The 20,715-nt window shown below is 63.4% G+C and carries 17 protein-coding genes; 13 read left to right on the top strand and 4 right to left on the bottom strand.

Annotated features, from left to right (window positions below):
- The first annotated feature begins 364 nt into the window (after window positions 1–364).
- The 10 genes from FHS84_RS12085 to FHS84_RS12040 all read left to right on the top strand — a co-directional run bounded on the left by FHS84_RS12085 (window position 365) and on the right by FHS84_RS12040 (window position 14,957).
- Window positions 365–2,494, top strand: coding sequence for an autotransporter family protein (locus FHS84_RS12085; protein WP_166934535.1), 2,130 nt, complete (start codon window positions 365–367; stop codon window positions 2,492–2,494).
- Between the two features lie 155 nt (window positions 2,495–2,649).
- The gene (locus FHS84_RS12080; protein ID WP_166934534.1) at window positions 2,650–5,880 is read left to right on the top strand and encodes a TonB-dependent receptor; all 3,231 of its coding nucleotides are present in this window, start codon (window positions 2,650–2,652) and stop codon (window positions 5,878–5,880) included.
- Between the two features lie 405 nt (window positions 5,881–6,285).
- Complete coding sequence (locus tag FHS84_RS12075; protein WP_166934533.1) at window positions 6,286–7,380, top strand: sensor histidine kinase; 1,095 nt, start codon at window positions 6,286–6,288, stop codon at window positions 7,378–7,380.
- Window positions 7,380–8,150, top strand: coding sequence for a LytR/AlgR family response regulator transcription factor (locus FHS84_RS12070; RefSeq protein ID WP_166934530.1), 771 nt, complete (start codon window positions 7,380–7,382; stop codon window positions 8,148–8,150). Before FHS84_RS12075 ends, FHS84_RS12070 begins: the two co-directional genes overlap by 1 nt.
- 144 nt (window positions 8,151–8,294) lie before the next feature.
- Window positions 8,295–10,880, top strand: coding sequence for a glycoside hydrolase family 2 protein (locus tag FHS84_RS12065; protein ID WP_166934528.1), 2,586 nt, complete (start codon window positions 8,295–8,297; stop codon window positions 10,878–10,880).
- A 126-nt stretch (window positions 10,881–11,006) separates the two neighbouring features.
- Window positions 11,007–11,342, top strand: coding sequence for an SH3-like domain-containing protein (locus FHS84_RS12060; protein ID WP_166934525.1), 336 nt, complete (start codon window positions 11,007–11,009; stop codon window positions 11,340–11,342).
- Window positions 11,335–11,967 (top strand): nitrile hydratase subunit alpha, encoded by a 633-nt coding sequence (gene nthA / locus FHS84_RS12055; protein WP_166934523.1) that lies wholly within the window; start codon window positions 11,335–11,337, stop codon window positions 11,965–11,967. Before FHS84_RS12060 ends, nthA begins: the two co-directional genes overlap by 8 nt.
- Entirely contained in the window at window positions 11,964–12,287 is a 324-nt protein-coding gene (locus FHS84_RS12050) for an SH3-like domain-containing protein (RefSeq protein ID WP_166934521.1), read from the top strand. The genes nthA and FHS84_RS12050 overlap by 4 nt, the downstream gene beginning before the upstream one ends.
- Before the next feature lie 248 nt (window positions 12,288–12,535).
- Window positions 12,536–13,366: an alpha/beta fold hydrolase gene (locus tag FHS84_RS12045; RefSeq protein ID WP_208393826.1), complete on the top strand. Its 831-nt coding sequence runs from the start codon at window positions 12,536–12,538 to the stop codon at window positions 13,364–13,366.
- A 97-nt stretch (window positions 13,367–13,463) separates the two neighbouring features.
- Complete coding sequence (locus FHS84_RS12040; protein WP_166934516.1) at window positions 13,464–14,957, top strand: sensor histidine kinase; 1,494 nt, start codon at window positions 13,464–13,466, stop codon at window positions 14,955–14,957.
- Here FHS84_RS12040 and FHS84_RS12035 read toward each other — a convergent pair.
- Complete coding sequence (locus tag FHS84_RS12035; RefSeq protein WP_166934514.1) at window positions 14,938–15,303, bottom strand: response regulator; 366 nt, start codon at window positions 15,301–15,303, stop codon at window positions 14,938–14,940. The genes FHS84_RS12040 and FHS84_RS12035 overlap by 20 nt on opposite strands.
- Window positions 15,304–15,523: 220 nt before the next feature.
- Between FHS84_RS12035 and FHS84_RS12030 the strand changes: the two genes are divergently transcribed.
- Together FHS84_RS12030 and FHS84_RS12025 are read left to right on the top strand one after the other, a co-directional pair.
- Window positions 15,524–16,189: a response regulator transcription factor gene (locus tag FHS84_RS12030; protein WP_208393825.1), complete on the top strand. Its 666-nt coding sequence runs from the start codon at window positions 15,524–15,526 to the stop codon at window positions 16,187–16,189.
- Between the two features lie 55 nt (window positions 16,190–16,244).
- Window positions 16,245–17,222 carry a zinc-dependent alcohol dehydrogenase family protein gene (locus FHS84_RS12025; protein ID WP_166934510.1) on the top strand — a complete coding sequence of 326 codons (978 nt, stop codon included), beginning with the start codon at window positions 16,245–16,247 and terminating at the stop codon, window positions 17,220–17,222.
- 8 nt (window positions 17,223–17,230) lie between these two features.
- Here the strand turns inward: FHS84_RS12025 and FHS84_RS12020 are convergent, their stop codons facing one another.
- From FHS84_RS12020 to FHS84_RS12010, 3 genes are read right to left on the bottom strand one after another with little or no spacing between them, the layout of a single operon-like run.
- Window positions 17,231–17,581: a carboxymuconolactone decarboxylase family protein gene (locus FHS84_RS12020; protein WP_166934508.1), complete on the bottom strand. Its 351-nt coding sequence runs from the start codon at window positions 17,579–17,581 to the stop codon at window positions 17,231–17,233.
- Between the two features lie 9 nt (window positions 17,582–17,590).
- Window positions 17,591–18,775: a molybdopterin molybdotransferase MoeA gene (locus FHS84_RS12015; RefSeq protein WP_166934506.1), complete on the bottom strand. Its 1,185-nt coding sequence runs from the start codon at window positions 18,773–18,775 to the stop codon at window positions 17,591–17,593.
- Entirely contained in the window at window positions 18,772–19,269 is a 498-nt protein-coding gene (locus FHS84_RS12010) for an RrF2 family transcriptional regulator (protein WP_208393824.1), read from the bottom strand. Before FHS84_RS12010 ends, FHS84_RS12015 begins: the two co-directional genes overlap by 4 nt.
- Before the next feature lie 138 nt (window positions 19,270–19,407).
- On the opposite strand from FHS84_RS12010, the gene FHS84_RS12005 reads away from it, so the two are divergent.
- Complete coding sequence (locus FHS84_RS12005; RefSeq protein WP_208393823.1) at window positions 19,408–20,715, top strand: MFS transporter; 1,308 nt, start codon at window positions 19,408–19,410, stop codon at window positions 20,713–20,715.

Raw genomic sequence — 20,715 nt, 5'->3', positions numbered from 1 at the left:
CCTCGCTTTCGCAACATATTCCTGGAGCCCCAAAATGAGGTGCTATTCGTTTGTCCTACAAATTCTGGCCGAGGGGGCTGGAGTGCTTGTCGGGTGTAGCGGCCCAGGAGAGCATCTGTCGAAGTTCTCCAAAAAGTGCGGGAGGGGAGATTTGAATGGATAAGGCGAGGGACGGCGTGCCTTCGCGAAAGGCATGGCTATCGCACTGAATGGCCGCCGGTACCGGAGAACGGCATCGCGGCGCGTTCGGTCAGCGCTATCTGGTTCAAAACTGAAAACGGCATCGGCTCAAACGACCGGCTTAAGTCGGCGCGGGCGCGCGGCCGCGGGAAAGGTCGGCGGGACAGCCGATTGGGAGGGAAGTATGAAACATTCGATCCGACATAACCGCCGCACGTTGTGGCTTTCTGCCAGCGTGCTGGCTATTGCGGCGGCGAGCGCGGCTTCGGCGCAGAACATGGTACTGACGCCGGGAACCGATTACGACATCTACGCCTTGGCGGGACACTATACGACCGTAGAGCTCACGTCGGGGACCAGCGGTTACCTGATTCAGAACCATTCGGAGACAACGCCAGCGGGCGGTGTCGGAATTTTCACGAATGGCGGTATCGCATCTGCGGCGAGCCTTGATCCCGCCGGCAGCTTCCACAACATCTCGTGGTCGGTCTCGACCACCAGCGCGCCGCAGTTCGTGGTCGACAAGGGCGCCTCGCTGACGGTGATCGGTTCCGGCTACAATATCGCCTCGATGTTCCAGGCGGCCGGCGATGTCACGTTTCGTCAGGGAAGCTGGTCGTTCTTCGAAGCCAACAGCTTTCTCGGCAATCTGACATTCGAAGGAAAGTCGGACGTCAAGTTCGGCGATTTCTGGTGGGGCTGCTGCGAATTCGCGAGCGCTGCGACGTTCGGACCGAGCGCCAATCTGGCGTTGAACGACAGCACGATCTCGTTCCGGCAGTATGGCGCCGGCAGCACCATCAATATCGGCGGCAATATTTCCGGCAGTGCGATAGCCGATATCGAACTGGTCAAAGGCGCTCTGATCGTGAACGGCAGCGACGCCTCGAAAGTGTTCGCCGGTACGATCAATGTCGGCGGCGGCGCGACCTTCACGGTCGGTGACTCGACCCACGCCTCGGCCGTATTCGGCAATTCCGGCGTCAACACCGCCAAGATCAATATCGCCACCGTTACCTCGAAGCTGACCGGCTACGGCACGATCGACGGCGTCGTGACCAACAACGGCGTTGTGAAGGCCGGCGGGACCAGCGGCGTCGCCGGTAATCTCACCATCAACGGCAGTTACACGCAGGCGCAAGCGGCGCAGTTGTATGTCGGCGTGACGCCGACCGGGCCTCAGGGTCTGATCGTCAACGGCACCGCGATGCTGAACGGCGAAATGATCCTTGCGGTGTCCCCAGGGACCTACGGCAACGGCGTTTATCCCATTCTGACGGCGACCCACATCGTCGGCGATTTCGTGACCGTTTCCACCACCGGCGCGGTGAGCGGTGCGATGGTCGGCATGATGAAGTCCTCGACCGGTTATACGCTCGTCACCGAGAAGGGCACGGCCGCCCAGGTCTTCGGGCATCTGGCCTATGCGAACCGGACGTCGCTGACTAACTTCGTGAACTCGGCTTACGATGCCATGGTGATGACCCCGGCATCGGGCGCCAAGATCGACACCTGGCTGACGCCGACCGGTGCGCTCGAAAACGTGTCGCGCGACGGGCTGGGCTACGAGAACAAGACCTACGGCGTGAGCCTCGGCGGCATGCATCGCTTCGCGGCGCACGGCGGCGTTGTCGGTGCGGCCTTCTCCTATCGGCATGGCAACATGACGGTGAAGGACGATCCGACGACGGCATCGACCAACGGCTACGATCTCGCCGTTTACGGCGGTGCCGACGTCAATGAGCTCCGGTTCGAGGGCAGCGCGTTCTACAATCTGACGGATGCGCATACCAACCGGCCGATGGGGTCCTTCGGCACGTCCCAGGCCGATGTCGGCGGCTATGCCTACGGCGTTTCCGGCCAGATGAGCCACGCCATGCTGGGCGGGCTGGTGGCGCCGTATCTGCGCGTCACCTACGCGCGGATCCATATGGATGGGGCCAAGGAAACGGGATCGACCTATTACGACCTCGCGCCGAACGCCATCAACCTCAACACGGTCGTCACCGACCTCGGCATTCGTGCGCACCTTCTGCGTCCGGAGCCTGGCCGTCGTCTCAAAATCGATGCCGATGTGGCCTGGCAATACGATCTGTCCGACACCGGAGAGACCGTCACCGGCGGCTTCGCCAATTTCTCGGGCGGAACGTCCGTCAGTTATTGGGCGGGCGACTCGAAGAACGCCCTCCGGGTGGGCCTGAGTGCCACCGGCGAAGTGACCGATCAGATCGAGGCCTACAGCCGCGTCGGCGGCACGCTCACGAGCCACCGGCGCGCCGGCGAGCTCGCAGTGGGCGTCAAGTACAAGTTCTGAGCGGGCCGTAAGGCTGAGGATCGAAAGACATAGGGCCGGTGGGCCCAAGGAGTGGAAACCAGCGGCGGATAGTGATCGCGAAGATTCACGCAAACCGTGCCGATTGCCGGCGACCGCTGTTGGTTCTGCTCTAGAGGAAGATTTGGGAGGGTACAGTGAATAGACAGGTGAATTGCAGCGCCTCGGCAAAGCTGAGTGCCATGCTGTTCGGTGGCGTGTCGGTATTGGCACTTGGTATGGCGATGCCGGCGGCGGCGCAGGGTTCCGACACGATCGAAACGGTCGTCGTCACCAGCCAGCGGGCCGCCATCCAGAGCGCCGTCAAGATCAAGGAAAACGCCGATCAGATCGTCGACTCGATCGTCGCCGACGATGCCGGCAAGCTGCCGGACCGTTCCATCACCGAAGTATTGCAGCGCGTTTCCGGCATCACCACGACGCACTTCAACAATCTCGGCAACCCCGACGACTACACGGTGGAAGGCTCCGGCCCGACCGTGCGCGGCCTGCAGGGCGGCACCTCGCTGTTGAACGGCCATGCCGCATTCAGCGCCAACGGCGGCCGTCAAATCCTGTGGGGCGACGTGCCGGCCGAATTGATGGCCGCGGTCGACGTCTTCAAAACCTATACGCCGGACCAGATCGAAGGCGGCCTCGGCGGCACGATCAATCTCAGGACCCACAAGCCGTTCGATTTCGACGGGACCAAGATCGGCGGCATGATCAGCGCCAGCTACGGCGATCTCATCAAGCAGGCCCGTCCCAAGGCATCGGTGATGGCAAGCACGCGGTGGGACACTTCCCTGGGCGAAATGGGTCTGCTGGTCGATCTTTCCTATGACGACAGCTCCTACCGCAACGACTCCATCCAGGTCGATCCCTATTTCCCGCATGCCGATGTGATCGACAACTACACGGTCGTCGGTTCGGGTGCGTCCGCCGACGTGAAGTTGAAGGACAATCCCACCATCTACTGGCTGCCGGGCGGCTTCGGCTATCACACGGCCTTCGGCTATCATAAGCGCGGCGGCGCCTATGCCGCGTTCCAGTGGCGGCCCAACGACCGCTTGTCGCTCTATGCGACGGTGTTCAGCACGGTCAACGATAGCCACGAACTCAACAACGATTTCCGCGGCGGCGGTGCTGCCAACCACTCGAACGTCACGTACACCACAAGCTCGAGCGACACGCGGCTCGCCGGCATCGGCAAGCAGCAACTGCTTGCGGCTTTGTCGAGCGGAACGCCGAGCCCGGCCAGCCCGCTGTATCATCTGTACGATGCGGGCAACAATCTCGCTTATACGAACGCGTATTACGATACGAGTTTCGGATCGGGCTGGACGCCCGGATTCGACGTCATGAAGGATCAGTGTACCGAAGCGGCGAAGCTGTGCTCGACGGCCAACACGTTTACGACCGCCAGCAAATCGTTCGCCCGGACCACGGATCTCAACGCCGGTGCCAACTGGGAACCGACCGAGAACTGGAAGGTGCGGTCGTCCTTCGACTACATCTACTCGAAGTCGAATTCCCGCAGCCTGAACGTCCAAGCCAACGCGATCATGCAGCCCTATGGCCTGGATTTGCGGGGGAACTATCCGACCGTCGTGATGGGCGATCCGGCCGCGCTCAAGACCCGTTCCAGCTATTACTGGAACAGCACGATGGATAAAATCTCCAGCAATTACGGTCAGGAGATGCAGGGCACCATCGACGTCGAATACGCCCTGAACGCCGGCATCATCAAGAAGATCAAGTTCGGCGTTCGCGGCGACGTTCGCCTCGAGCACGATCGGGATTCGGGCTTCAAATGGAACGGTCTCACGCCGACCTGGACAAGCCCGCAGCATTGGTGGACCGATGCGGCGTCTGCAAAGGACACGGTGCTGTATCAGTTCCCGAACTTCTTCCGCGGCGAAGTGAACCTGCCGGGTCCGGCTCTGTTCATCGCGCCGTCGGCGGTGGAATCCTACGACACCAAGTATTTCCACACCAATTACGGACAAGCCGGCGATACCACCGGCAATGCGACGTTCGACCCGAAGCTGGAAGCCCGCTACAAGACCATCAACGTCGCGGGTTATGCGATGGTCGATTTCTCCGCCGAGAGCGTGTTGGGCATGCCGTTGAGCGGTAATGCCGGCGCGCGTCTGGTCTATGTCGACAACCAGGCGGTGGCATCGTGGACGCAGAATTCCAACATCGCCTTCCTATACGACTTCAACAACACCGGCACCAACCAGGTCTACGCGACGGCTCCGGTCACGTACCCGAAGGCGGAAGGGCGGGTGAGCTGGACGCTGCTGCCGGCGTTCAACGTCCAGGTCATGCCGACGGACAAGATCCATATCCGGTTGGCCGGATCGATCACGATGGAACAGCCCGGCTTCCCCGGCAGCTACAGCTCGTACAGCGTCGGCACGAATAGCGCCAATATCGCGCAAACCTTCGGCTTGCAGGCAAACAATCTGCGCCTGAAGCCGCAAATGGGGCGCAATCTCGACCTGTCCGCCGAATGGTATGGCGATGGCGGCGCGACGGTCTACACGTCGATCTTCTACAAGTCCCTCAAGCACCGGCAGATTACGTCTTTCGAGATGCAGAACATGTCTTGGGTGGTCGGTATTCCGGCGACGGACGCCACCGGCAGCACCCCGGTCCCGACGACCAACGTGAGCTGCCCGGCCAAGAATTCCGACGGCAATTGCATCTTCGTCAACAACGCCACGCAGACGTTCACGGTGCCGACCCTGGTGCAGTCGAACATGAACTCGAGCAAGGAAGACGTGATCCGGGGCGCCGAATTCGGCTTCACCAAGTATCTCGATTTCGACTTCGTCCCGTCCTATCTGAAAGGCTTCGGCGTCAGCGGCAACTTCACCTACATCGACTCGCGGGCTCGCGGCGACTACTCGTTCGACATGTACGGCCGCAACATCAGCTCGCATCTGCCGCTGTCGGGGTTGTCGCATTACGCCTACAACGCGATCCTGATGTACGACCGCGATCCGGTCTCGTTCCGCCTCGCTTACAACTGGCGCAGCAAGTACCTGATGTCGGCCTATGGCTGGAACACGCAAGGCAACTATCAGGCGAGCGATAACGCCATTCTCTGTCCGAAAAACAACACGGCCTCGGCGGGGTTCGGCGGCAACTCGGTCGATGGCACCTGCCATTACTCGCTGCCGGTCTGGAGCAAGTCGTTCGGTTCGCTCGATGCGGGCATGAACTACAACATCGACGAGCACTTCTCGTTCAACGTCCAGTCGCAGAACCTGCTCAACACCAAGGCCAAGACGACCATGGGCTACGGTTTGCAGGAGCATGGCCGCAGCTGGTTTGTTGCCGACCGTCGCGTCTCCATCGACCTTCGGGTGAACTACTAGGAGAGGGCCGGGTTTGGGGGCCCGGCTGGTTTAGGCCTTCGATCCCGCCGTTCGGTGGCGCGGCGGGATCAACAGCGAAAGGCGGCGCTACCCGCCTTGCACTTCACCTGATGCGACATCACGAGCAGACGAAGTGCCCTCCCAGGGATCCCCGGTGTCTCAAACCGGGGATCCCGACTTGTTACGGTCGTGAGCGAAAACTTCCGGCGGTCATTTTCCCCGCGAGCCGCCGGATCACTCACCAGTTTGGCAAAGATGCGCCAATTAGGTTATGACAGGCAGTCGCCCAGCCACCTGGGCAGCGAGATGATCGGCCCGATCGCGGAGCGACACGCGACCGCGCATGTCCGGCGGATCGAGGGCGGCGGCCACGTGGGGATGGACCGCGAACGGTGGAAGGATAGCATGAACTGGTACAGCGCGACCGTCGGGCGCTATCCGGAATGGGTGCAGAACACCATTCTGGTTGTGCTGCTGTCGACCGCGTTTGGTTTGTTCACGGGAATCGCGGACTTCGTGCATGGCAGCGGCGATATCGCCGGTCTATTGAACAAATTCCTGTCCGCCTGGATTTGGGCCCCGATGGTGCCCCTCATTCTGGTGATAGACCGGCGCCTGCCGCTGACCGAAAAGCAGTTTCCATTGCGGCTTATGGTTCATTTCGTCTTGAGCGTGCCGTGGGCCGCTGCGCACACCGCGGTTCTGGCGATTGCCGAGCTGCCGTTCAAGATCATCCCCTTTAGTCCGCTTTTGCAGCCGCAATACGCCTACTACTATTTCCTCGGCGATTGGTTCTCCTATTGGGCGATTTTCGCGTTGGTCTTCGCCATCCGGTACTATCGCCGGTACAATCAGGGCCAGCTCGAGTTCGAGCGGCTGAACAACCGCTTCCTGCAGATTCATCTCGACTATTTGCGGATGCAGCTCGAGCCGCATTTCCTGTCGAACGCGCTGAATGCCATTGCCTCGACCACGGAAACCGATCCGCCTTTGGCCCGCAGGATCATTGCCGATCTCGGCGCGCTGCTGCGCCTTTCGCACGAATACAAAGACCGGCAATTGATCCCGCTCAACGAGGAGATTGCGGTTCTGCAGCACTATCTGTCGATCCAGCGGGTGCGGTTCGGCGAGCGCATCCGGATCGAGATCGATATCGCCCCCAATGTCGAAAATGCCTATGTGCCTTGTCTGCTGCTGCAGCCGCTGGCGGAAAACGCCATCCGTCACGGTCTGATGGGCACCAGCGCCGGCGGCACCATCACGATCAGCGGCAAGCGTTGCGGCGATACCGTCGAGATCGAACTGGCCGATGACGGCGCCGGATTGCCGCCCGGCTGGAAGATCGAGAATTCCGTCGGCCAGGGGCTGGCGATCACGCGCGAGCGGCTGGCGGCACTGTTTCCCCATCAGGCGGCGCGGTTCACGATGGAGCCGCGGGAGGGAGGCGGCACGGTGGCCCGCGTGGTCATTCCGATGTTATCGAGCGGAGCCCGGTTGTAATGGCGGCCAGGGAACAGGCATTGCGGGTGCTGGTTGTCGACGACGAGGCGTTGGCGCGCAGCCGCTTGACGAACCTTCTCAAGCGCGACCCGCAGGTCGGCGAAATTTTCGAGGCCCAGAACGGTCTGGCGGCGATCGACCTCATCGAGGCCGAGCATCCCGACGTCGTCTTTCTCGATGTGCAGATGCCTCAGCTCGACGGCTTCGGCGTGATCGAGGCGCTGGGGGCGGAGAACATGCCGCAAACGATTTTCGTCACCGCCTACGACCGCTATGCCGTGCGCGCGTTCGAGGCGGATGCGGCGGATTATCTGGTGAAGCCGTTCGCCGACGAACGGTTCGAGCAGTCGATGACGCGGGTCAAATCGCGGCTCGCCACTGCCCAGCCGATGCAATTGGGGCCGAACATCCGCGATGTGGCCGGGGGCGGGGCGCTCTGGACCCGGCTGGTGGTGCGGGTGGGCGGTGTCGTCCGGCTGATCTCGATCGAGGAAATCGACTGGATCGAGGCGGCCAACGTTTATGTCAATCTCCATGTCGGGCCGCAGGAGTTTCTCTACCGGATCGCGCTCAGCCATCTGGCGACCAAGCTCGATCCGCTGCGGTTCGTCCGCATCCATCGTTCCGCGATCGTCAATATCGAACGCATCAAGGAACTCGAGCCGATCGGGCAGGGCGAGTTCGAGGTCGTTTTGGCCAACGGCAACCGTCTGCATCTGTCCAAGACCTATCGCATGGAACTGGAAAAGCGTCTTGGTCAGTCGCTCTGATGCGGTCTTCGTCCATTCGCCGGAAATGTCTTGCCGTGCTGGACGACCGCTTCGCCGGTGATAACTCCCGCAACAATTCTCCACCGGCAGGGTAAGTTCGCTTAAGGTACAACGTTTTTTGCGGGATATTGGGGGACAATACGAATGCTCGTCTCGGAAAACCGGCGATTGGCTTTCCTTCTGCTGGCGCTCCTCGCCGCAGGGGTGATGTTTTTCCTGCCGGCATCGGCCCGCAGCAGGATCAATTTCAATGCCGATTGGCATTTCACTTTGGGGGATCCGCAGGGTGCGGAGGGGGCGGGCTTCGATGATTCCGGCTGGCAGCGCGTTGGACTGCCGCACAGCTTTTCGATGCCGTATTTCCAAGCCCGCAGTTTTTATGTCGGCTACGGCTGGTATCGCAAGCATCTGGAACTGAAGACCGCGCCCAAACAGCGCTATCATCTGGAATTCGAGGGCGCCTTCCAGGACGCGCAGGTCTTCGTCAACGGCATTGCCGTCGGCCGGCATCGCGGCGGCTATACCGGCTTCACCTTCGATATCACCAAAGCCCTGCACGCGGGCGATAATGTCGTCGCCGTGCGGCTGAACAACAATTGGGACCCGACGCTGGCGCCGCGCGCCGGCGAGCATGTGTTCAGTGGCGGTCTTTATCGCGACGTCTGGCTGGTCGAGACGCCGCCGGTGCATGTGCCGTGGACGGGAACGCGGATCACCACGCCCGACCTGTCGGCCGCGTCCGGCCGTGTGAACGCGGAAACCGAAATCCGCAACGACGGCGGCAAGACGGCGTCCGTCGTTGTGCGCACGAAGATCATCGACGACCGCGGCAAGACGGTCGCCCGTCTGCCCGATGCCTGCGTGAGTGTCGCACCGGGAGAGACCGGCACCGCGATGCAGGCTTCCGCGGCAATCGCCTCGCCGCATCTGTGGAGCCCCGAAAGTCCGGCATTGTATCGTGCCGTGACCAGTCTGGTCGTGAACGGCCAAAGCGTCGACGCGTATGAAACCGAGTTCGGCTTTCGCTGGTTCGCCTGGACGGCGGACAAAGGCTTCTTCCTCAACGGCCGCCACCGCTACTTCAAGGGCGCCAACGTGCACCAGGATCAGGCGGGGTGGGGCGATGCCGTCACCGACGCTGCCATCGACCGTGACGTGCAATGGATGAAGGACGCCGGCTTCGATTTCATCCGCGGTTCGCATTATCCGCACGATCCGCATTTCGCCGAAGCCACCGACCGCATCGGCATGATGTTCTTGAGCGAAGCGCCGTTCTGGGGCACCGCGGGTTTTCCCAATCCCTGGGCGTCCTCGGCGTATCCGACCAATCCGGCCGAACGGCCCGCGTTCGACGCAAGCGTCAAGCAGCAGCTTGCCGAGATGATCCGCATCAACCGCAATCATCCTTCCATTGTCGATTGGGGAATGGACAATGAGGTGTTCTTCTCCGATCCGGCGGTGATGCCCGAAGTGCGCCGGCTGCTCAAAGAGATGGTGGCGCTTTCCCATCAGCTCGATCCCACCCGTCCGGCGTCGATCGACGGCGCTCAGCGCGGCGAAATCGATCATCTGGGCGACATCGCGGCGTATAACGGCGATGGAGCGTGGCTGTTCTCGAATCCCGGCCTGCCGAATATGGTCGCGGAATACGGCTCGACGATGGAAGACCGTCCTGGGCCTTATGCGCCCGGCTGGGGCGATATCGCCAACGTACAAGGCAAGACGAATGTGGTGCCGGAAGACTGGCGCTATCCCTGGCGCGCGGGCGAAGTCATCTGGTGCGGCTTCGACCATGGCTCGATCGTCGGGCGCAAGTTCGGCTCCATGGGGCTGATCGACTATGCCCGTTTGCCCAAGCGGGCGTGGTATTGGTACCGCAACGCCTATCGCGGGATCGCGCCGCCGGAATGGCCGCAACAGGGCGTACCGGCCGCTCTGCGACTGACGTCGTCCTCGCCTGTCATTCGTCGGGCCGACGGCACCGATGACGTGCAGCTTGTCGTGACCGTGCTCGATGCGGCCGGAAAGCCCATCAGCAATGCGCCGCCCGTGACGCTGTCGCTTGAATCCGGTCCCGGCGAATTGCCGACCGGGCGGACGATCACCTTCACTCCGAACGGCGATATTCCCATCCGCGACGGCCAAGCGGCGATCGCAATGCGCAGTTGGCAGGCCGGCAAAACCCGTATCGTCGCCACCTCACCGGGGCTCAAGGACGGGGTGCTGGAGATTGCGACGCTCGATGGTCCGCGGTTTGTCGCCGGCGTGACTCCGCTCGCGGCCGACCGGCCTTACGTCTCGCCGGACGATCATCCGGCCAAAGCGGCGGAATCCCTGTTCGGCAAAGACAACCCGACGAAAGCTAGCTCGGCCATGCGCGGTCACGGCTCCAATCTTGCCAATGACGGGAACCCTGCCAGCTATTGGCAACCTGCGGCCGGCGATACCGCGCCGTGGATGCTGGTCGATACCGAGCGCGTCCTCGCGATCCACCGGCTCCTGATTACGTTCCCTGCCGACGGCGGTTACGGCTTTGTCGCGGAAATCCAGAACGGAGACCGCTGGGAGGTGCTGGCGGAGCAGCCTGCCGGTGCGGACTGGCGCCGCGAGCGCGAGATTCCCACCAAGGAACTGAAAGGCAACCGCGTCCGTGTCCGCCTGCTCACGCCCAATGGATTGGTGCCGGGGATTGCGGAAGTGCAGGTGGCGGGCGTCGTGCAGGATCGGTGAGGCGGTCCGACGGGACAACGCTCACGCTGCCCCCTAAACCAAAGTATGGCGCAGCCGATAATTGCGTCGGATAGCGCCGGGCGGCGCGTGCGGCCCAGTGTGGGATGAACCCTCGTGGGGACATCCATGGCACGTTCCGTTCTGGACGACATCATTCCGGCCTTGAATGAAGTGGCGGCGTTTGCGCTGGGCGATCCGGTCCGGGTGGCCACGCGCGCTCCCATCGGCCATTACCGCGTGCCGGTCTACCTGCGCGGCTGTCGCGGCAAAATCGTGCGCGTGATCGAGCCGGTGATGATCGACAACGAGGAGGAGGGATACGGCCGCAACGCCGGCAACAAGCGTCACTATTACCGCGTGGCCTTCGCCATGACCGAGTTGTGGCCCGGCTACAGCGGCCCCGTCAACGACGCCCTGGAAATCGAGATTTTCGAAACCTGGCTGGAGCGTGCCGATGTCTGATCACGATCACCCGCACGACGCCATCACTGCGGATGCCAAGCCCGGCTATTACGAGATCATGGAGACAGCGATCCGCGAACTCCTGATCGGCAAGGGGCTGATCTCCGCCAACGATATCCGTCGCCAGATCGAGGTGCTCGATTCCCGTTCGCCCGCGTTGGGCGCGCGTGTCGTCGCCAGGGCCTGGACGGATTCCGCCTTCCGCGAGCGTCTGCTCGCCGACGGCCGCGCCGCTTGCGAGGAACTCGGCATCACGTTCTACGACGATACCGATCTCATCGTGCTGGAGAACACCGCGACGGTGCACAATCTCATCGTCTGCACGCTGTGTTCCTGCTATCCGCGTCCGGTGCTGGGATTGCCGCCCGACTGGTACAAGCTGAAGCCCTATCGGGCCCGAGCGGTGAGCGAGCCGCGCAAGGTGCTGGCCGAGTTCGGCACGGTCATTCCGGACGACGTGGAAATCCGGGTCAGCGATTCCACCGCGGTGATCCGCTATCTCGTGCTGCCGCGGCGGCCGGAAGGAACCGAAGGCTGGTCCGAGGACGAACTCGCCGCCATCGTCACACGCGACGCCATGATCGGCGTGGTGCCCGTTACCGTCAACGCCGGAGCCGTATCATGACCGCGGATTTCGTCAGCCGTCTGCCCAACGATCTCGGCGGCGCCGAAGCCGGGCCTGTCGCGCGCGTCGACCACGAACTGGCGCCGTGGGAAAAACGTTGCCACGCGCTCGCCGACGTGCTCGATTTCAAGAAGATCATCAACACCGAAGAAAAGCGCAAGGGCGTGGAAGCGCTCGGCGCCGATCTGATCGCCAAGCTTCCGTATTACGAGCGCTGGATCGTTGCGTTCGCGAACATCCTGTTCGCCAAGGGTCTGCTCACGCCCACCGAACTGGCCGGGAAGATGGCCGAGGTCGAGGCGCGGACTGCTGCGGAATAATCGTCCGTTGGCAACCGCTACTTTGGTCTGGGGCGATGTCGCGGCCGGTATAATGGCGGCGGCGGGCAGAGTCCGGAATGATGGCGCCGTAACGCTTCGGCCATTTCGAGGATCGCTTCATGCCCAGCACAGATGTATTTTCGGGTCCGACCAGACGCGATCTCATCGCCGGGATGACCGCAGCCGGAATTCTTGCCGTTGCGGCACCGGCCGAAGCGTCCCGCCACATTCTGACTGGAGAAAGTCCCATGGCAACGATCAAGACCAAAGACGGCATCGATATCTTCTACAAGGACTGGGGTCCGAAGGATGCCCAGCCGATCGTCTTCCATCACGGCTGGCCGCTCAGCGCCGACGATTGGGACAATCAGATGCTGTTCTTCCTGGGGCAGGGCTTCCGCGTCATCGCGCATGACCGCCGCGGCCATGGCCGCTCGACCCAGACCGACATCGGCAACGATATGGACACCTATGCGGCCGACGTCGCCGCACTGACCGATGCCTTGGATCTGAAGAATGCCGTCCATATCGGCCATTCGACCGGCGGCGGCGAAGCCGTGCGGTATGTGGCACGCGCCAAGCCGGGCCGGGTCGCCAAGGCGATCATCGTCAGCGCCATTCCGCCGATCATGCTCAAGTCCGACAAGAATCCGCACGGCACGCCGCTCGAAGTGTTCGACGGTTTCCGCAAGGCGCTCGCCGACAATCGCGCCCAGTTCTACATGGATATCGCCAGCGGCCCGTTCTACGGCTTCAACCGGCCGGGCGCGAAGGTCTATCCCGGCGTCATCCAGAATTGGTGGCGTCAGGGCATGATCGGCGGCTCCAAGGCGCAATACGATTGCATCAAGGTGTTCTCCGAAACCGATCAGACCGAGGATTTGAAGGCCATCACCGTGCCGACTTTGGTGATGCACGGCGACGACGATCAGGTCGTTCCGATCGCGGCCTCGGCCGAACTTTCCGTCAAGCTGCTCAAGCACGGCACGCTCAAGGTCTACAAGGGATTCCCTCACGGCATGCTGACCGTGCACGCCGATGTGCTCAATCCCGACCTCTTGGCGTTCATCCGGGCATAGCGTTTCCGTCACGTCGTTCGACGGATATCGGGCGCGGCGCTTGCGCCAAGGCGGCAGGCATTGCAACGTTCACGGGAGTTCGTGGGCTGAGCTTTGAATGCGTCTGCCGCAAAAGTGGATTGGCTCGGCTGCTGCCGTGGCGTTGGCATCGTGCGTTTTTGCGGGCGATGCCGCCGGGCTGATCCGCGGCCCTGTTCCGGTTCTCTACACGCCGGTTCTGATGCTTGCCGGTCTCGACGGCGGTCTGCGGCGTCTCAAGATCTGGACGGCGCTCTGCCTTCTGCTGGCCATTGCCTCGTTCGCGCTGCACGCGGCTCCGGATGCGGAAGCCGTGCTGTGGCTGCTGACGGCGTTGGCGATGATCGCAGCGACGGACGTTCTGCTCGTCACCCGCGAGGCGCCGGGGATGTCTCCCATCGGATTGGAGCGGCGCGTCCGCGAGCTGCGGACCTTCGCCGATTCCGTGCCGTCGCTGTTATGGAGCACGCGGGCCGACGGCCGCTGCGATTTCATCAACCAGCGCTTCGCCGATCTCACCGGCATGAGCGTGATCGAAGCCATCGCCGATCAAAGCTGGACCAAGCCCATCCATCCGGACGATGTCTCCGGCTTTCTCGAGACCTGGGATGAGGCGCGCCGTCGCGGCGAGGAATTCCGCACCAATTTCCGCCTGCGCCATCGCGACGGCTCCTATCGCTGGATGCTGTCCATCGGGCGCCCGTTTCGCGCCGCGACGGGCGAGATCGTGCGCTGGTACGGCGGATTGTCCGACGTCGATGCCGAAGTCCGGGCGCAGGAAACCATCCGCGCGCTGAATGCGGCGCTGGCGCGCAAGGTGGAAGAGCGTACCGGCGAACTCCTGACGGCGCAGCAGGAACTGGCGCGGGCCAATCGCGTCGCGACCCTGGGCGCCTTGTCGGTCTCGATCGCCCACGAACTCAACCAGCCGCTTTCGTCGATGGCGATCGACATCGACACCAGTCTGCGCACGCTTCAGACGGAGACGCCCGACAAGACGGTGTTGCGCCGGATTTTGGAGCGGGTGCAGCGAAACACGCAACGTTTGTCGGACATAGTCGAACGCACCAGGGAGCGGATTTCGCGTCAGCGCCGCAAGGCGGAACGCCTGAATCTGGCCGACATCGCCGAAGACGTGCGCGGACTTCTCGAACACGATGTCGCCGCCCGGCAGGCGGTTCTCCGGTTGAAATACGACGGCGCCTTGCCGTCCGTTTCCGCCGACAGGATCGAACTGCAGCAGGTCTTCATCAATCTCATCGTCAATGCGCTCGATGCCATGGCCTCCGCCGAGCAGCGCGTCGTGGAGGTGTGGATACGCCAAGCAAGCGCCCAGGTCCTGGTCTCGGTGATGGACACCGGGCCGGGCATTTCGGACGAGATCATGACGAAACTGTTCCAGCCGTTCTTCACCACCAAATCCGGCGGCATCGGCATGGGTCTTCAGATCTGCCGGACCTGCATTGAGGCTCTCGGCGGCGAATTGCATGCCCGCAACCGGCCGGAAGGCGGCGCGGTGTTCGAGTTCGCGCTGCCGGTCTCGCCCGAAGTGCCTAATCGCCGTGCGCCATGACGTTCCGCAGCTTGGCGATGATGATGCTCGGCGTGATCGGCTTCTTGAGAAGGCAAAGCGCTCCCGCCGTTGCCGCCTGCTCGACCAGAGTCTCCGTCACATAGGCCGAGACGAGGATCACCGGAATGTGCGGCGCCGCTTGCGCCAGATGGCGGACGAGTTCCAGCCCCGACATCCCCGGCATCCTGAGATCGCTGATGATGCAGCGCGCCTCGTGCAGCCGGGCGAAGGCGAGCAGGGCGGCCGCATTCTCGAAAATCGCCGCATCGAATCCGATGCTGTGCACCAGCGCTTCGAGCGACAGGCGCATATCCTCGTCATCGTCGGCGATCAGAACGAGAGGCAATGGACGATCCTTGGTGCAGAGCCGGATGGGCGTAGTCAAATCTACTGCGGGGCATGCCGGTTCCGCGACACGTGTCGTCGATTTGCCATCCACTACCAAGGTATGGGAGCCGGCAGGCAGGCGGGCATGGATGGGGCTCTGCGGCCATGCCAGTATGCCGATGCAATGCCGGCGTTACTTCCCTTAAGACAGTATTGATGCGGGCAACAGGAGTGCAATGATGCACGGGACCTTCGCGTCGACGGCGGCAAAAGCGGTGGATCAAGCGGCTCTCGTGCTGGTCGTCGACGACGACGCCGAAATCCGCGCCAGCTTGCAGGATCTCTTCGCTTCGGTATCGCTCGATTGCGCGGTGTTTGCCTCCACGTCCGAACTGCTGGCGGCGCCGCTGCCGGATCGGCCATGCTGCCTGGTGTTGGACTTGCGTCTTCCGGGTGCGTCGGGTCTCGATTTGCAGAGCCGGCTTGCCGCCATGGGCGAGCACATTCCGATCGTGTTCATCACCGGCCATGCCGACGTGCCGACTTCGGTGCGGGCCATGAAGGCCGGGGCGGCGGATTTTCTGTCCAAACCTTTCCGCAATCAGGAACTGCTCGATGCGGTCAATAACGCTCTGAAACAGGACGGCGTGCGGCGGCAGCAAGCATCAATCGTCTCCGGCATCCGCGGCTTGGCGGAGCAATTGACTCCGCGCGAACGGGATGTGCTGCGCGGCGTCGCCCGAGGGCTGCTCAACAAGCAGATCGCGCACGAGCTCGGCATTGCGGAGATCACCGTGAAAATGCACCGCAGCAGCGCCGGGCGGAAACTCAAGGCGAAGTCCGTCGCCGATATGCTGCGCAAGATCGAGTTGCTCGAGCTCGGCGAAACGCCCGGCAGGAATTGAAATCCCCGCCGCCGCCGTGCGCGGGTTGTCGAACGCCACAGAAAGGTTCCGTGCGATGAAAGCTCTGGTCGTCGAGAGCGCCAATGGTCCGTTCCAACTGAAGGACATCCCCGAACCGAAGCCGGGACCGGGCGAGGTTCTGGTCAGAATTCACGCCAGCGGCATCAATCCGCTCGATACCAAGATATGGGCGGGCGGCGCGGCACACGCGTGTCATCCGCTGCCGGCGATCCTCGGCCTGGATCTGGCCGGAACCGTCGAGGCTGCAGGCGAGGGCGTGACGGCGTTCCGTACGGGCGATGCGGTCTACGGCATGACCGGCGGGGTCGGCGGCATTCCGGGTACGCTGGCCGAATATGCCGCCGTCGATGCCCGCTTGCTGGCAAAGAAGCCCGCCGGGCTTTCCATGCGCGAGGCTGCGGCGCTTCCGCTCGTCACCATCACGGCGTGGGAAGGCATGGTGGATCGCGTTGATGTGGCCGAAGGCGAGACCGTCCTGGTGATCGGCGGCGCCGGTGGCGTCGGCCACGTTGCTTTGCAGATCGCCAAGGCCCGCGGAGCCGTGACCTTCGGCAGCGGCCGCGCCGAAGACGGTGACTATTTCCGCTCCATCGGTACCACGCCGGTGGATCGCGACGTGCCGGTGGCGCGCTATGTCGAAGACCTCACCGGCGGGCGCGGCTTCGATGTCGTGTACGATTGCGTCGGTGCGCTGGACGATGCCTTCCAGGCCGTGCGCCGCTTTGGGCGCGTGACCAGTTCGCTGGGCTGGGGCACCCATTCCCTCGCACCCTTGTCGTTCCGTGCTGCGACTTACGGCGGCGTCTTCACGCTGCTGCCGCTTCTGACCGGCGAGGGGCGGCAGGCGCATGGGCACATCCTGGCCGAAGCAGGCAAACTGGTCGAGGCTGGCAAACTCCGGCCGCGCCTGGACACGCACCGCTTCTCGTTCTCTCAGACCGACGAGGCCCATGCGCTGGTCCGCAGCGGATCGGCCCGCGGCAAGGTGGTGGTGGAGTTGATCGCAGACTGAGGCCGCTCTCAGCGGCGCTTTCGTTTGGCCGGCGCGCGGCGGGTCTTGGCGATGTCGTCGATCCAGGTCAGTGCCCGCACCGCCGTTGCAAGTCCGAGCGTCGGGATGGCAAGCACGGCGACGTGACGAAGTTCGTCCGCCGTGAGGCCGTCGGCGAGGGCGCGGCGGGTGTGGGAATGGACTGCGCCTTCAAGTCCGGCGCCTGCGGCGAAGGCGAGTTTCACCAGATGCCGCGTGTGCGCATCCAAGGGGCCGGCCTCGGCGCAGCGTTCGCCCAGCTCCGTGAAGCTTTCCCAGATCTCGGGATGGCGTTCGGCGATGGTTTGCGCTCCGCCGGGAAGTTTGGCCGGTTTGGGCATGAAGCCTCCCTATATAAGAAGTGTGTCGACCAGCGATCCCGTTTCGGCGCGCGCAGCGCTTGGCGGGCGCGAGATCAGGTATTCGGCCGCGGCGAGGGCTTTCTGGGCGCCGGAATCCTGATCGCGCAAGGCTTCGACGCCATCGCCGCTGCTTTTCGCCCGCAGGAAAGTATGGCGCTCGCCGCCGGTCTCGAGCGGTGCTGCCAGCGGGCGCGTTTGCCACGCCCAGGCTGTGGCCGGATCGAATCCGGCAAGACCCGCAAGCAAGGGGGCGAGATACAGGCGGGCCGTCACCAGCGCCGAGGTCGGGTTGCCGGGCAGGCCGACGATCAGCGTGCTCCCTGCACGGCCGAGCCACACCGGCTTGCCGGGACGGATCGCGACCTTGGCGAACACGAGGTGCAGATCGTGATCGGCGAACATGGTCTTGGCGAAGTCGCGCTCGCCGACCGAGGCGCCGCCGGTCACCACAACGACATCGGCCTGAGAAACGGCTTCCGATGCCGTGCGCTGCAATCGGGATAGATCATCCGGGCACACGCTGTGACCGGCGACATTGCCGTGCCAGCGCCGGACGAACGCGGTGAGGGCGGTCGTCAGACTGTCGGGAATCTGATCGGCGGCTCCGGCCGAGCCGGGCGCGCGCAACTCGTCGCCGTTGGCGAGAATGAACACCCGCGGCTGCCGGATCACCGCAACATCGGCCAGATCGGCGGCGGCCGCCGCGACCAGCCGCTGCGGATTGAGTGGAACATCTGCGGGCACCAGCACGTCGCCGATGGCAAAGTCGGACCCGGCCGCGCGGATGTGGCGGCTCGAACCCGGCGGATGATCGAACTGCGCGCCGTCGTTCGTCGCGGTCACGTCTTCCTGGATGATGACCCGGTCGGCCCCCGGCGGGACCGCCGCGCCGGTGAAGACGCGCACGCATGTCCCCGGCAGAATCGCGTCCGGCACGCCGCCGCCTGCGAAAGACTTTCCGGTCACGCGCAGGGTGGCTGGCAGATTACGAAGGTCTTCGTCGCGCACGGCATAGCCATCCATCGCGGATACGGCGAAAGCGGGGGCGTTGCGGCCGGCAACGACCGGCGCGGCGAGGACTCGGCCGTCGGCCTCTGCCAGCGGCACCATCTCGGCAGGCAGCGGCTTGGCCAGTTCGGCCACCTGACGAAGCGACTCATCGAAGCTGATCATGCGGTTTCCTTGGCGCGGCGGGCGGGCTTGCGGGGCAGGCAGTCCGCGATGGTATGCTGATCGAGATCGCGAAAGAAGGCATTGCGCGCATCCTTGAGATAGCAGCGCAAGCGGCAGTCCGCACTCAGTACGCAAGTCCCGCCGTCCCGGAAGCATTCGACCACCGGCTGTTCGCCTTCGAGATCGCGGATCAGCTTTCCCACTTTTATCGAGCCGGGTGGGGCCGCAAGTACCACGCCGCCGCCGTTGCCGCGAATTGTACGTACCAGCCCCAATCCGGCAAGCGTTTGAACCACCTTGTGAAGATGGTTGCGCGAGACGTTTCCGAGCATTGTGGCAAGCGTCTCGACATTGAGCGGTCCCCCTTGCGGTTGGTTGGCAAGAAGCATCAATGTTCGGAGCGCGAAGTCGGTTGAGGCAAGGAGTCGCAAGCGATGTTCCTCAAACTGGCATTGACAATACCACATTGAAGCGTAGTTTGAAGTGGTATTCAAGATACTTGTTTGAGGGGCATTGCAGTGGCGTGACGGATGGGCCGGTCCGGGCGCGGGGGCGGCAGTCTACGGAGAAGTACGAACCAGACACGGGCTGCGTAACTAGGCCAGAACTATAAGCCAGCGGAGGAGAGACAGGTGGCAGCGAACGTTGCGAATGCAGTGGGCACGCCCCTGCGATTGTCCGGCAGTCCTTCCCTCGGTCTCGGCATGGGAACCTGGGGCTTCTTCATCGGCTTTGCTGCGGTCGCGCTCTACGGCCCGGCGGCGAAGTTCTTCCAGGCACAGATGCATTTGAGCGGCTTGGCGCTGGGCCTTCTGGTGGCGGCGCCGCAGCTCACCGGTTCGTTGCTTCGCATACCATTCGGCGCCTGGGTGGATCGCGGCGGCGGCCGCATCCCGATGCTGACACTGTTCGGATTGTCGCTCGTCGGCATGGCCGGGCTCGTCTACGTCCTCATGACCATGAAGGCGCTGACGGCCTCGGTCTATCCCGTCGTGCTGGTGTTTGGCTTTCTCAGCGGCTGCGGTGTCGCGTCGTTCTCGGTGGGCGTACCGCAGGTCTCCTACTGGTTCCCGCAGAATCGTCAGGGCACCGCGCTCGGCACCTATGGCGGCCTCGGCAATTTGGCGCCGGGCCTGTTCACATTGATCCTGCCGTATGCCATCGCCGCCTGGGGTTTGGGCGGGTCGTATCTTGCATGGCTGGTCTTCCTGGCGATCGGCGCCACGGTCTATGCCGTGTTCACCCGCGATGCCTACGTGTTCCAGCTTCGCAAGATGGGACTGCCGGAAGAGACCTGCCGTGACATCGCGCGCGAACGCGGCCAGGAGCTGTTCCCCAAGACCGCCGTATGGGATGCCCTCGGTCTGGCGGCCAAGGATATCCGCAGCTGGGGTCTGGTGGCGCTCTATTTCGTATCCTTCGGCGGCTTCCTGGCGCTGACGGTCTGGTTCCCTGTCTATTGGGCCAACATGCATCATCTCGATGCCAAGACGGCGGGCATGCTCGGCGGGCTCGGCTTCTCGCTTCTGGCCGCCGTGATGCGTATCGCGGGCGGCGTGATTGCGGAACGTTTCGGCGGCGAACGCACCGCCGTCGTCAGTTTCGCCGGCGTCTTGGCGGGCGCATTGCTCCTGGCCGTCGCCGCGAGTTTCGCCCAGGCGCTGGCGGGTGAACTCGTGATCGCCATCAGCATGGGCGTCGCCAATGCCGCCGTGTTCAAGATGGTGCCGAAATACGTGCCCAACGCGGTCGGCGGCGCCGCCGGTCTGGTCGGCGGACTGGGTGCCACCGGCGGCTTCATCCTGCCGCCCGCGCTCGGCGTGGTGATCGATAGCGTCGGCAGCGCCGGCTACGCCTACGGCTTCTACGCCTACGTCGTGCTGGCCGTTGCCGCCATCGCCGTTGCCGTCGCCTTTATGCGTTCCGACGCCAAGGCCTGA

This window comes from Rhizomicrobium electricum, assembly GCF_011762045.1.
Lineage (GTDB): Bacteria > Pseudomonadota > Alphaproteobacteria > Micropepsales > Micropepsaceae > Rhizomicrobium > Rhizomicrobium electricum.
Note: the sequence above shows the minus strand (reverse complement) of the source record. Positions and strands in the feature narration are given on the sequence as shown.

Excerpts from the sequence above, each read along its gene's own strand:
- FHS84_RS12060 (WP_166934525.1), top strand. The coding sequence starts at position 11,007 with ATGGCACGTTCCGTTCTGGACGACATCATTCCGGCCTTGAATGAAGTG.
- FHS84_RS12040 (WP_166934516.1), top strand. The coding sequence starts at position 13,464 with ATGCGTCTGCCGCAAAAGTGGATTGGCTCGGCTGCTGCCGTGGCGTTG.
- FHS84_RS12020 (WP_166934508.1), bottom strand. The coding sequence starts at position 17,581 with ATGCCCAAACCGGCCAAACTTCCCGGCGGAGCGCAAACCATCGCCGAA.
- FHS84_RS12075 (WP_166934533.1), top strand. The coding sequence starts at position 6,286 with ATGAACTGGTACAGCGCGACCGTCGGGCGCTATCCGGAATGGGTGCAG.
- FHS84_RS12050 (WP_166934521.1), top strand. The coding sequence starts at position 11,964 with ATGACCGCGGATTTCGTCAGCCGTCTGCCCAACGATCTCGGCGGCGCC.
- FHS84_RS12025 (WP_166934510.1), top strand. The coding sequence starts at position 16,245 with ATGAAAGCTCTGGTCGTCGAGAGCGCCAATGGTCCGTTCCAACTGAAG.
- FHS84_RS12070 (WP_166934530.1), top strand. The coding sequence starts at position 7,380 with ATGGCGGCCAGGGAACAGGCATTGCGGGTGCTGGTTGTCGACGACGAG.
- FHS84_RS12015 (WP_166934506.1), bottom strand. The coding sequence starts at position 18,775 with ATGATCAGCTTCGATGAGTCGCTTCGTCAGGTGGCCGAACTGGCCAAG.
- FHS84_RS12085 (WP_166934535.1), top strand. The coding sequence starts at position 365 with ATGAAACATTCGATCCGACATAACCGCCGCACGTTGTGGCTTTCTGCC.
- nthA (WP_166934523.1), top strand. The coding sequence starts at position 11,335 with ATGTCTGATCACGATCACCCGCACGACGCCATCACTGCGGATGCCAAG.
- FHS84_RS12030 (WP_208393825.1), top strand. The coding sequence starts at position 15,524 with ATGCACGGGACCTTCGCGTCGACGGCGGCAAAAGCGGTGGATCAAGCG.
- FHS84_RS12065 (WP_166934528.1), top strand. The coding sequence starts at position 8,295 with ATGCTCGTCTCGGAAAACCGGCGATTGGCTTTCCTTCTGCTGGCGCTC.
- FHS84_RS12045 (WP_208393826.1), top strand. The coding sequence starts at position 12,536 with ATGGCAACGATCAAGACCAAAGACGGCATCGATATCTTCTACAAGGAC.